The sequence below is a fragment of the Janthinobacterium sp. PC23-8 genome (genome assembly GCF_002250505.1).
In the GTDB taxonomy this organism is placed as follows: Bacteria; Pseudomonadota; Gammaproteobacteria; order Burkholderiales; family Burkholderiaceae_D; genus Janthinobacterium.
Map to the genome: position 1 here is coordinate 844701 of NZ_NJGY01000001.1, position 12361 is coordinate 857061.

General features: G+C 65.9%; 9 protein-coding genes and 1 pseudogene. 5 read left to right on the top strand and 5 right to left on the bottom strand.

Annotation, left to right across the window (positions count from 1 at the left end):
* Nucleotides 1-60: 60 nt before the first annotated feature.
* The 4 genes from cphA (at nt 61) to CD932_RS03695 (ending at nt 7470) form a co-directional block, all read left to right on the top strand.
* Entirely contained in the window at nt 61-2631 is a 2571-nt protein-coding gene (cphA, locus tag CD932_RS03680; RefSeq protein WP_094441445.1) for a cyanophycin synthetase, read from the top strand.
* Nucleotides 2632-2803: 172 nt separating this feature from the next.
* Complete coding sequence (locus tag CD932_RS03685) at nt 2804-5980, top strand: EAL domain-containing protein (RefSeq protein WP_094441446.1); 3177 nt, start codon at nt 2804-2806, stop codon at nt 5978-5980.
* Between the two features lie 105 nt (nt 5981-6085).
* Nucleotides 6086-6373, top strand: coding sequence for a hypothetical protein (locus CD932_RS03690; RefSeq protein WP_141213170.1), 288 nt, complete (start codon nt 6086-6088; stop codon nt 6371-6373).
* Nucleotides 6374-6600: 227 nt separating this feature from the next.
* Nucleotides 6601-7470, top strand: coding sequence for a MurR/RpiR family transcriptional regulator (locus CD932_RS03695; RefSeq protein WP_094441448.1), 870 nt, complete (start codon nt 6601-6603; stop codon nt 7468-7470).
* Here CD932_RS03695 and CD932_RS03700 read toward each other — a convergent pair.
* From CD932_RS03700 to CD932_RS03710, 3 genes are all read right to left on the bottom strand, one after another.
* Entirely contained in the window at nt 7467-7877 is a 411-nt protein-coding gene (locus tag CD932_RS03700; RefSeq protein WP_094443433.1) for a YgiW/YdeI family stress tolerance OB fold protein, read from the bottom strand. The genes CD932_RS03695 and CD932_RS03700 overlap by 4 nt on opposite strands.
* Nucleotides 7878-7959: 82 nt before the next feature.
* Entirely contained in the window at nt 7960-9333 is a 1374-nt protein-coding gene (locus CD932_RS03705; RefSeq protein WP_094441449.1) for an ATP-binding protein, read from the bottom strand.
* On the bottom strand, nt 9317-9988 hold the full coding sequence (locus CD932_RS03710) for a response regulator transcription factor (protein ID WP_094441450.1): 672 nt from the start codon (nt 9986-9988) through the stop codon (nt 9317-9319). The genes CD932_RS03705 and CD932_RS03710 overlap by 17 nt, the downstream gene beginning before the upstream one ends.
* A 180-nt stretch (nt 9989-10168) precedes the next feature.
* Between CD932_RS03710 and CD932_RS03715 the strand changes: the two genes are divergently transcribed.
* A complete protein-coding gene (locus CD932_RS03715; RefSeq protein WP_094441451.1) occupies nt 10169-11491 on the top strand; it encodes an aspartate aminotransferase family protein in 1323 nt (440 codons plus the stop codon).
* A gap of 11 nt (nt 11492-11502) precedes the next feature.
* On the opposite strand, the gene CD932_RS03720 is transcribed toward CD932_RS03715, so the two are convergent.
* Both CD932_RS03720 and CD932_RS03725 read right to left on the bottom strand, forming a co-directional pair.
* Nucleotides 11503-11766 (bottom strand): PAAR domain-containing protein, encoded by a 264-nt coding sequence (locus tag CD932_RS03720; RefSeq protein WP_094441452.1) that lies wholly within the window; start codon nt 11764-11766, stop codon nt 11503-11505.
* Nucleotides 11767-11788: 22 nt separating this feature from the next.
* Nucleotides 11789-12361 (bottom strand): annotated as a pseudogene (locus CD932_RS03725) (hypothetical protein); the annotation flags it as partial.

A 12361-nucleotide genomic window follows, 5' to 3' on the forward strand; every position in this document is an offset into this window, starting at 1 on the left:
CGTACAGAACAAGCCCGGCGCAAGCCGGGCCCACAAGAAGACAAGGATTACGGTTCAATTATGGAAGTATCTCGCGTACGGGCCCTGCGTGGCCCGAATCTCTGGAGCCACGACACCGCCGTGGAAGCCATCGTCTCCTGCACCACGCAGGAACTCGACATCGCCCAGTTGCCTGGATTCGAAGCGCGCCTGCGCAACATCTTTCCGCATCTGAGTCCGCTGCAACCGCTGGGCAACTACAACGCCACGCCGATGGCGCAGGTGCTCGAACTGGTGGCGCTGGGCCTGCAGGCGCAAGCCGGCTGCCCGGTCACCTTCAGTCGCACCACGCCGACGCTGGAAACCGGCATCTTCCAGGTGGTCGTCGAATACTCGGAAGAAGCCGTCGGCCGCCTGGCGCTGCACCTGGCGCAGCAGCTGTGCCTGGCCGCGCTCGAGGATGCGCCATTCGATCTCGCCGGCGCCCTGCTGCAGTTGCAGGAACTCGATGAAGACGTGCGCCTGGGGCCATCGACCGGCGCCATCGTCAACGCTGCGCTGGCGCGCAATATCCCGTTTCGCCGCCTGACCGAAGGCAGCCTGGTGACGTTTGGCTGGGGCAGCCGCCAGCGCAAGATCCAGGCCGCCGAAATGGACGGCACCAGCGCGATTGCCGAAGCGATCGCCCAGGACAAGGAACTGACCAAGAAACTGCTCGATTCGGCCGGCGTGCCGGTGCCGCAAGGCCGCGTGGTGCTTGACGCCGACGACGCCTGGGCCGCCGCCTGCGAGATCGGCCTGCCGGTGGTGGTCAAGCCAAAGGACGGCAACCAGGGCAAGGGCGTGACCGTCAACGTCACCACGCGCGAGCAGCTGACGGCCGGCTTTATCGCGGCGCAGGAATTTCGCGACGATATCCTGGTCGAGCGCTACCTGCCTGGCCACGATTTCCGCCTGCTGGTGATCGGCAACAAAATGGTCGCCGCCGCCCGCCGCGATCCGCCGCAGGTGGTGGGCGACGGCCGCCACACGGTGCGCGAACTGGTCGACCAGGTCAACCTCGATCCGCGCCGCGGCAGCGGCCACGCCACCTCGCTGACCAAGATCCGCTTCGACGACATCGCCCTGGCCAGCCTGGCCAAGCAGGGTTTCGTGGCCGACTCGGTGCCGCCGGTGGGCCAGCGCGTGATCCTGCGCAATAACGCCAACCTGTCGACCGGCGGCTCGGCCACCGACGTCACCGTCGACGTGCATCCGGAAGTGGCGGCGCGCGCCGTGGCCGCCGCGCACATGGTGGGACTGGACATTTGCGGCGTCGACGTGGTCGCCGACAGCGTGCTCAAGCCGCTGGAAGAACAGAACGGCGGCATCGTCGAAGTGAACGCCGCGCCGGGCCTGCGCATGCACCTGGCGCCGTCGTTCGGCAGGCCGCGCCCGGTCGGCGAAGCGATCATCGCCGCCATGTTCGCCGAAGGCGACGACGGCCGCATTCCCGTGGTGGCGGTGACCGGCACCAACGGCAAGACCACCACCGTGCGCCTGATTGCCCATTTGCTGACGGCGTCGGGCCTGCGCACCGGCATGACCAATACCGACGGCGTGTATATTGAAGGGCGCCAGATCGACAGCGGCGACTGCAGCGGCCCGCGCAGCGCGCGCAACGTGCTGCTGCACCCGGATGTCGACGCGGCCGTGTTCGAAACGGCGCGCGGCGGCATGCTGCGCGAAGGCCTGGCGTTCGACCGCTGCCAGGTGGCGGTGGTGACCAATATCGGCGCCGGCGACCATCTCGGCCTGAACTACATCACCACCGTGGAAGACCTGGCGGTATTGAAACGCGTGATCGTGCAGAACGTGGCCGACAGCGGCGTGGCGGTGCTGAACGCGACCGACCCGGCGGTGGCGCGCATGGCGAAGAACTGCAGCGGCAGCGTGACCTTCTTTGCGGCCGACAAATCGCATCCCGTGATGGCGACCCACCGCGCCCAGGGCAACCGCGTGGTCTACGTGGAAGACGGCAAGCTGGTGGCCGCGCAAGGCAAGATGCGCCACGAGATCGCGCTGTCGCAAGTGCCGATCACGCGCAACGGCGCCATCGGCTTCCAGGTGGAAAACACCATGGCCTCGGTGGCCGCCGCCTGGGCCGTCGGCCTGGACTGGGACGCGATCCGCGCCGGCCTCAAATCGTTCGCCAACGAGAACGACAATGCGCCGGGCCGCTTCAATGTGTTCGATTATCGTGGAGCGACGCTGATCGCCGACTACGGCCATAACCCCGACGCCATCTTGGCGCTGGTGCAGGCGGTGGAGAGCATGCCGGCCAAACGCCGTTCGGTGGTCATCAGCGGCGCCGGCGACCGGCGCGACGAAGATATCCGCCAGCAGACCGAAATCCTCGGCGCCGCCTTCGACGACGTGCTGCTGTACCAGGATCAGTGCCAGCGCGGCCGCGCCGACGGCGAAGTCGTCGCCCTGCTGCGCCAGGGACTCGACGGCGCCAGCCGCACCAGCCATATCGATGAAATCAACGGTGAATTCATCGCCATCGACACCGCCCTGGCGCGCCTGGGAGAAGGCGATCTGTGTCTGATCCTGATCGACCAGGTGGAAGAGGCGCTGGCGCATATCGCCAAACGCGTGGCCGAAGCGTAAGCGCACCATGCAATGAAGAGGCGGCGCGGTGCGCCGCCTTTTTTTCGCCCGGCGCCCGCTTGCACCAGCATGGTGCGGACAGCGTCGGAAGATGGTGAGAATTACTGTATTTTCAGGCATGAAAATTGCTTATAAGAAAATATATATCGGCAGACGAGAAGGCGGTGCAGGCATGGTGGGCAAAATCTCGCGGTTGATCGGCAAGCTGACGGTGGGGCGCAAGCTGGCGCTGATCTATCTGCTGGACCTGTCGGCGGTCATCTTCATCTCCGGCATCCTGATCAACGAAAAATACCTGGCCATCGATTTCTCGCGCAAGGAAATGGCCGGCAACGAGTATATCGCCGTGATCCGCGACGCGCTGCTGCCGCTGACGCGCCCCGGCGCCGAAGAACAGGGCGCGGCGGCGGCGGCCGGCATCGCCCGCGCCGAAGGGGCGCTGGGCGGCGGCATGCGCAGCGGCGCACTGGCCGCCGGCTTTACCGCCCTGCTGAAACAGCCGCACGAGGCCACAGCGGCAAGCGACGCCACCGCGCCTTCGCCGGTGTTTGTCGCCGGACGCGAACTGCTCACGCGCGTGGGCAATCAGTCGAACCTGATCCTCGACCCTGACCTCGACAGCTACTACACCATGTCGCTGGTGATCCTGCGTTTTCCCGAACTGCTCGAAGTGGTCAACAGCATGCGCGAACTGGCGCTGGCCCTGTGCACCGCCGAAGGCGCGCAGCGCCAGCGCATGCAGACGCAATTCCTGATCCTCGAAGGCCGCATGGACGCCACCATGGGCGGCATCGGCAGCGACTACACGGAAGCGTTCGAGGCCAGCACGCCGGCGCTGCGGCGGCGCCTGGAAAACTCGCGCGCGGCCCTGAACCAGGCGATCGGCCAGTTCCGCGCCAGCACCCAGGCGCTGACCGGCGCCGAACCCTATCCGGCCGGCCGCCAGGAACTGCTGCGGCGCGACGCGGCGGCGGTGGCCAGCCTGCGGCTGGCCTGGCAGGATGCCGAAGCCGAGCTGCAGCGCCTGATCCAGCTGCGGGTCGACGGCTTTTTCACGCGCATGTGGCTGCACCTGGGCACGGCCGTGCTGCTGCTGGCGCTGATCCTCGGGCTGGTGTTTTTTGTCGCGCGCCAGATCGCCCTGCCGATCCGCCGCCTGGCCCGCGTGGCGCAGGAGGTGCGCGAGACGGGCGACCATGGCCTGCGCGCCGACTGGCACAGCTTTGACGAAATCGGCCGCCTGGTGGACGCCTTCAACACCATGCTGCAGCAGCTCGACTTCCAGCGCGTGGCGCAGCAGGAACTGGTGGCGCGCGCCAGCGCCTTTGACGCGCAGCGCCAGCTGGTCGACGCGATTGCGATCCCGATGATGGTCACCTCGATCCCGCATCACCAGGTGCTGCACGCCAACCAGGCCGCGCATGCGTGGCAGCAGGGGCTGGAACTCGATCCGTGGAGCCGCGGCATGAGCGCGCAGGCCCGTTCGCGCTTCTTCCAGCGCTTGAGCGACCTGGGCGCCGTCGATGAATTCGAAGTGCTGTGGCACAGCGGCGGCGCACCGAGCTGGGCCCTGATCTCGGCGCGCCTGATCGACTACCAGGGCCAGCGCGCCGTGCTGTCGACCTTCACGCCGATCAACAAGACCAAGCAGATGGAGTCGCGCCTGGAGCTGTGGGCCAAGGTGTTCGAAGCGTCGGCCGAAGGCCTGATCGTGATGGACGCGAACATGCGCATCATCACCGTCAACCAGGCCTTCCGCCGCCATGCGCTGTACGATATGGTCGAGCTGATCGGCAAGCGTCCGGCCTTCCTGCTGGCGCCCGGCAACAGCCCCGAACAGCTGGCCAACCTGCGCCACACCCTGGCGCAGCGCGGCTACTGGCAGGGAGAAATCTCGATCCAGCGCAAGTCGATGGAAAGCTATCCGGCCTGGCTGGTGCTGAACGCCGTGCGCGATCAGGGCGGCGTGACCACCCACTTTATCGCCAGCTCGCTCGATATCAGCGAGCGCAAGGCCAGCGAGCGCCAGATCGAGCACATGGCCCACCACGATGCGCTGACGGGCCTGTCCAACCGCCACGTGTCGAACCTGCGCCTGGCCTCCGCCATCGCGCAGGCGCGCCGCAACGGCGACAAGGTCGGCGTGCTGTTCATCGACCTGGACCGCTTCAAGAACGTCAACGATGCGCTGGGTCATCATGTGGGCGACGCGCTGCTGCAATCGGTGTCGACGCGCCTGCTGGAACTGGTGCGCGATGGCGATACCGTCAGCCGCCTGGGCGGCGACGAATTCGTCGTCATCCTGAACGGCATCGACAATATCGAGGCCATCGGCCGCCTGCTCGAGGCGCGCTTGATCCCGGCCATGCGCGCGCCGCACCAGGTGGCCGGCAGCGAACTGTATGTGTCGTGCAGCGTGGGCGTGGCCGTGTACCCGGACCACGGCGACGACCTCGACACCCTGATGCGCCACGCCGACGCCGCCATGTACCAGGCCAAGAGCGGCGGGCGCGACCACGCGCGCATGTACTCGCCGCAGCTGCAGGACCAGCAGCTGCAGCAGCTGCACCTGGAAAGCGATCTGCGCCACGCCATCGACCGCCAGCAGCTGGTGCTGCACTACCAGCCGCGCATCGACGCCATCAGCGGCCTGCTGCACGGCGTGGAAGGACTGATCCGCTGGAACCATCCGCAGCGCGGCCTGATCGCGCCCGACAGCTTCATTCCCCTGGCCGAGGAGTCGGGCCTGATCGTGCCGATCGGCGCCTGGGTGATACGCGAGGCGTGCCGCCAGCATATGGCCTGGCGCGAGGCCGACATCGGCACCATCGCCATCTCGATCAACCTGTCGGCAATCCAGCTGAAAAACGGCGCCCTGGTGGCGACCTTGCGCGAGATGCTGGCCGAATTCCCCATCGCGCCAGGCCAGATCGAATTCGAGCTGACCGAATCGATCCTGATGGACAATGTCGACGACACCATCGCCACCCTGCAGCAAATCAAGGCGCTGGGCTTCGGTTTGTCGATCGACGATTTCGGCACCGGTTATTCAAGCCTCAATTATCTGTGCCGCTTCCCGCTCGACAAGCTGAAGATCGACATGAGCTTCGTGCAGAACATCCATGAGTCGCCGCAAAACCTGGCCGTGACCAAGGCCATCATCGGCCTGGGCCACACGCTGGGCTTGACGGTGACGGCCGAAGGGGTGGAAAGCGCGGCCGACGCCGACGTGCTGCGCCATGCCGGCTGCGACGAATTGCAGGGCTATTATTTTGCCCGGCCCATGTCGCAGGCGCAGCTGCTGGCGTGGCTGTCGGGCGCCGAACAGCCCTTGCCGGCCTGCGCCTGAATTTCCTGATGGCATCAATTTAGCGGTGGATTTGATCTGGAACAAAGTAAAACGGCACGGTGCTTCTATGCTGTCAGTTCCTCATCACTTCAGGCGGAGAACGGCATGGGCGGCCCGCAGCGAGTTCCTCAGCAATTATTCCAGCCCGATATCCCGGCCCGGCTGGACATGCGCACGGCCGCACTGGTCGAGCATGCGCTGGCGCTGCAGAACATGGCCGGCACTGGCGCGGCAGCCCTGTTCCTGCATTGCCACGACGTGCCCCTCGACACCGCCCTGCGCGTGCTGACCGCCGGGCCACAGCGGCGCAAGGCCGGTCCGCACCTGTTCGCCCGCCTGCGCCCGCGCGCAGGCGCCGTCGGCTACGCCACCCTGGCAGCCTGTCGGACTTAAGTAAGTACGCATAAATTCTTGTAAATTCTGACTTCCATAACCGGCGCTCTGCGGCGTTGCCCGCTGCTAGCAGTGCTCGCACTGCGTCGCATCGGGCGCCTTGCAGCGCATCCGGTTCTGTTCGTCATAATCTGACAATAATTTCTTGGTACTTACTTAGGATCGACAGGCTACCGGGACGCTGAGCTATCCTGTACCATCGCCCTACCCCCACTTCAGGCACGGCGATGCAGGCAAGTAAGCACCACCACAGGCACGCGGCGTTGATCGCCGAGATCCAGGCCCGCTATGCGCTGTTCAGCCCGCAGTTCCAGGCCGGCGCGCGCTACCTGGTCGACCACCCGGACGATGTGGCCGTCTCGTCCATGCGCAGCATCGCCACGCGCGCCAAAGTGCAGTCGAGCGCGCTGGTGCGCCTGGCGCAGCAACTGGGCTTTCCGGGCTGGCCGGAACTGAAAGCGATTTTCGTCGAACGGTTGCGCGCCGGACCGGCGCCGTATGCGGAAAAAGCCGGCGCGCTGGCCGGCAAGGGCGGCGAGCTGGTCGCCGAAGTGTTCGCGGTGCAGCAGCGCAATCTGGCCGCCACCGCAAGCGCCAGCCATGCGGCCCTGCTGGCGGCGGCCGGCCTGCTGGAAACGGCCAGCCGCGTGCATGTGGCCGGCTTTCGCGCGGCCCATCCGATCGCCTACACTTTTCATTACCTGTACCGCCTGCTGCGCCCCAGCGTGCAGCTGCTGAGCGGCCAGGGCGGCACCCTGGAGATGGACTTGCGCGCCCTGCAGGCCGGCGAAGCGGTGCTCGTGGCCAGCTTTGCGCCGTATTCCAGCGAAGCGCTGCTGGTGGCACGCCGCGCGCGCGAGGCCGGCTGCCTGGTCGTGGCCATCAGCGACAGCGCCATGTCGCCGCTGGCCTTGCAGGCGCACGCCAGCATCGTGATTGCCGTCGACAGCCCCTCGTTCTTCCCGTCCATCGTGGCGGGGGTAGCGGCCGTCGAAAGCCTGGCCGAACTGCTGGTGGCGCGCGCCGGGCCGCAGGCGGTCGATGCAATCGCCGTAGCGGAAACCCAGTTGCGCGCACTGGGGGCATATGCGCCTTAGTTGGCCACGACCTTGACCTGCTTGACGTCCACCGTCGACTCGCCAAAGGTTTCCTTGTCGAACTCGCCGGTCAGTTCCACCAGCGTCGTATGATCGATCCTGGCGCCTGGCGGAAAGTGCCTGGCGTCGATTTCCACCGTCAGCTTGCCGCTGGCGTCGGTAAATTCATAGTCCTCGCCGCCCTTGTGGCTGGTCAGCTTGCCCTTGAGTTTGACATATTGATCGTCCTTGGCGTTGGCCAGCACCTCCCTGGCCGTCATTAACGCCACGCTCGATGGCCCCGTGTAGCCGGCTGCGGCGGCTGGCGCCGTGTTCGACGGCCCCGTATAGCCGGTGGGCTGGGCGATGGCAAAGGCGGAAGCGGCAAACAGGGCAGTCACGCAAGAGATATTCAACAATTTATTCATGGTCATTCCTCTTCGGTAGTGGTGGGGTTTGCCTGTCGCTGCAGGCATGGACGCATTACACCGAACCCACATTAACCGTATCTTAAGGTGCGCAAGCGCCTGGGAAATCCAGGGTTACGCCCAGGCCACGGCCATCGAGGCCAGGACCGAACGCCAGCGTCATGCCATGCAGGTCGGCAATGCGCTTGACGATGGACAAACCCAGTCCGCTGCCCGCTTGCTGCTGGCCCAGCACCCGGAAAAACCGCTCGCTCAGGCGCTGGCGGCTGGCATTGTCCACGCCGGGGCCGTTGTCGCGCACGCCGATGCGGGGCCGCCCCGCGTGCCGTTCGGCCACGATCTCGATGCGGCTGCCGTCGGGGCAATAGCGCAGCGCATTGTCGAGCAGGTTGCGCAGCAGGATGTCCAACATGGCGGGATCGGCTTCGACAATATCGAGCTCGCAGCGCACGGACAGCGCCATGTTGCGACTGGTCGCTTCCTGCGCATGCGACGCCAGCAATTGTTCCAGCAGCGGCGCCAGCGCCACCGGTGTCGTCGCCACCTGAGCGCGCGCCAAAGGGTCGAGCCGCGCCAAGGTCAGCAGGCTGTCGACCAAGGCGGTGACGCGCGTGATATCGCGGCGCAGCTTCTGGAACGGCGCCACCAGTTCGGGGTGCTGGCGCTGCAGCAGTTGCACATGCATGTGCAGGCCCGCCAGCGGCGTGCGCAGTTCGTGGGCGGCGTCGGCCGTAAAGCGCCGTTCGGACTGCAGCGCCACGTCCAACCTTCCCAGTACGCCGTTCAGGGCCTGCACGATGGGCAGCAATTCGCGCGGCTGGCCGGCCAGTTCCACCTGCGCCAGGTCGCCCGGACTTTTCGCGGCAATCTTTGAGACGGTCGCCCGCAGCGGTTTGAGCACCCTGCCCGTCAGCAGCCAGCACACCAGCGCCAGCAGCAGCAGAAAGCCGGCAACCGGCAGCCACAGATGCTCGGCCAGTTCCTGCAGGATATCGTAGCGCTTCTTGTAGCGCTGCCCCACCTGCACCTCGAACTGGCGCTCTTCGTCGCGCACCACGAACACGCGCCAGCGGCGCTGTTCCACTTCGGGGTCGGCAAAGCCGTGGCTGTCGTCAAAATGGCGCACGAAGGGCTGCGACGGCGCGCCGCTGGTACGCTGTACCACCTGGCCGCCCACCACGATCTGGTATTGCATGTCCACCTTGCGGTCGGGTCCGCGACCTTCTTGCGCGCGCGCCAGCAGGCCGCGCTGCTGCCAGTCGGTAGTGGCGGCCATCAGCATCTGGCCCGATTCCTCGAGCGCATCGTCGAACACCTCGTTGGTTTCAATCCAGGCGATCATGGTGACAATGCCCAGACTGGCAAGCCACAGCACGGTACTGGCGGCAACGATGGCGGCCAGCAGGCGCCGCCGCAGCGACCACGGCTTGCGTTCCCGCTCAGCCCTGGCTGTCATCGTTCTTCAGCCGGTAGCCCAGGCCGCGCACGGTGACGATGCTGTCGGCGCCGAATTTCTTGCGCAAGTTATGGATATACACTTCGATGGCATTGCTTTCCACCTCGTCGCCCCAGCCATACAGCGCTTCCTCGATCTGCGCGCGCGCGACGATGCTGTTTTTCCTCAACAGCAGCGCATGCAGCACATGGTATTCGCGCGACGTCAGCGCCACCGGTTGGCCATCGAGGCTGGCCTGTTTGGTGTCGCTATTGAGGGCGATGCCGGCATGCGCCAGTTCGTTGCTGCTCTGGCTGGCGCCGCGCCGCACGGCCGCACGGATGCGCGCCGACATTTCCTCCAGTTCAAACGGTTTCACCAGGTAGTCGTCGGCGCCCAGGTCCAGCCCCCCGACCCGGTCGGCCAGCGCATTGAAGGCGGTGATCAGAATGACGGGCACGGCGTTGCCGGCGCTGCGCAATTGCGCCAGCAAGGCGTCGCCGCTCATGCCGGGCAGGCCACGGTCGAGCAGCACGCAGTCGTAATGATGGGTCATCAGGGCCGTCTGCGCGGAGTCGCCCCGCTCGACCCAGTCGACGGCGTGCTGGTCCAGGCGCAACCAGGCGAGGATGGTTTCACCGAGCGAGATATCGTCTTCGGCCAGCAGGATGCGCATGGGAGTTTCCATAAAAAGTCAACCGCCAGTATGGCCTGCCCAGTGTGGACGGGCAAGATGAACGCCATCTTAAGCCTGCCAAGCATCTATTGCTGTATTTAACTTTTAAATACAACATATGTTGTAAATTGCTTTTCATCATCTTATACTGGCGCTTCCCTCCCTGCCGAAAGCGCCGCCATGAGCCATGTCTTACACCGCAGCCTGAGCGCCAGCTACCCTACCGCCGTTGCCGGTGACGGCCCCTACCTGATCGATGCCGGCGGCAAGCGCTACCTGGACGCCTGCGGTGGCGCGGCCGTCTCCTGCCTCGGACATTCGGACGCGGCCGTGATCGGGGCCGTGCAGCGGCAAGTGGCCAGCATGGCGTACGCCCACAGTTCTTTCTTTAGCAGCGCACCGATGGAAGAGTTGGCCGACTTCCTGGTCGCCAGGGCGCCGGCCGGCATCGACAGCGTGTATTTTGTGTCGGGCGGCTCGGAAGCGGTGGAAAGCGCGCTGAAGCTGGCGCGCCAACATGCGGTTGAGCGCGGTGAACCGCAGCGCCGCCATCTCATCGCGCGCCGCCAGAGCTATCACGGCAACACCCTGGGCGCGCTGGCCGCCGGCGGCAACGCCTGGCGCCGCCGGCAGTTCGCGCCGCTCCTGATCGACGTCACGCATGTGGCGCCCTGCTATGCGTACCGCGACCAGGCTGACGGAGAGACCGATGGGCACTACGTGGCGCGCCTGGGCCGGGAACTCGAGGAACGGATACTGGAACTGGGCGCGGAAAATGTGCTGGCCTTTATTGCCGAACCGGTAGTGGGCGCCACTGCCGGCGCCCTGCCCGCCGTCGCCGGCTATTTTGCCCACATGCGCGCCATCTGCCAGCGTCATGGCGTGCTGTTGATACTCGACGAAGTCATGTGCGGCATGGGCCGCACTGGCAGCCTGTTTGCCTGCGAACAGGAGGCAGTCACCGCCGACCTGATCTGCATCGCCAAGGGCCTGGGCGCCGGCTACCAGCCGATCGGCGCGGTGATGGTGTCGCAAGCCATCCGCGACACCATCCGCGCCGGCACGGGATTCTTCCAGCACGGCCACACCTATATCGGGCACGCCACCGCCTGCGCCGCCGCGCTGGCGGTGCAGCAGCAAATCGAACAGCGCGATCTGCTGGCCAATGTGCGCGCCATGGGCAGCATCTTGAAAGACCGGCTGGTCCAGCGCTTCGGCGACCATGCTCACGTCGGCGATATCCGCGGACGCGGCCTGTTCCTGGGCCTGGAACTGGTGCAAGACCGCGCCACCAGACAGCCGTTCGACCCGGCCCGGTGCCTGCATGCGCAGATCAAGACGCAAGCCATGCAGGCCGGCCTGATGTGCTACCCCATGGGCGGCACCATCGACGGCCAGCAAGGCGACCATGTGCTGCTGGCGCCGCCGTATATCATCAACGCCGGCCATGTCGACGAGATCGTCGACAAACTGGCGCGCGCCATCGACAGCTGCCTCGATTGAAGCGCCGAGCCTCAGCCCCGCCCGCTGTTGCCCACCGTGGAAATCAGGCTGGCGCCGCAGGTCGTCTTGTGGCCTTCAAAAGCCACTGGCACGCCATCGATCAGCACCTGCGGATCGCCTTCCGCAATCGTGCAGCGCACGTGACCCTTGACCGGACAACTGCAGGGGTCCCCCTTGCGCGCCACGGCCACCCCCAGCACCGAACTGTTCGGCGCCGCCCCCGTCACCTTGCCGCCATGGCTGGTCGGGTCATTCAAACGAATCACGCCACGCATGCTGCCTCCCTGTCGATATGGATCACTGCGAAAACCCCTGCAGATACTCGGGCGCATCATGCCGCAGCCCCCACCACGGCAGATAAGCATGATTGCCGCCGCGTGCGCGAAACCACGGCTGATCGAACTTGATCGGCCGCACCACCGCCGGCGGCGCCACCACCAGCGCCACCGGCGCAGACAAATCGCTGGTGCCGGCGACCAGCACCGGTTTGCCAAAGTGATGCGCATGGGCGATAGCGAGCGCCACATTTGTCAAGGCCGTGCCCGCGCCCGTCTCGCCAAGCACGGCGGTCAGGTTGAAACTTTGCTTGAGAAAGTCAAACTCGGGCAACTGCAAGGTCAAAGTCTGCGCCAGCGCGCCGATGCGGTCGGACGAGTCCTTGTGCGCATTGCCCGCATCGTGGATCACAAAGCCGATCTCGGTATCGGCCTTGCCGGCCTTGCCGGCGGCCTCTTCAATGGCGACCGTCCACGCCTGCACCAGCCGCGGCGGCTCGCCCTTTTTCGCTTCAAAGTCAGCTGCCGCCTTGATGCTCGGATAGCCGAGCCACGCCAGCGGCGCGCGTTCGGTCTTGAAGTCCGGGCCGGCCAA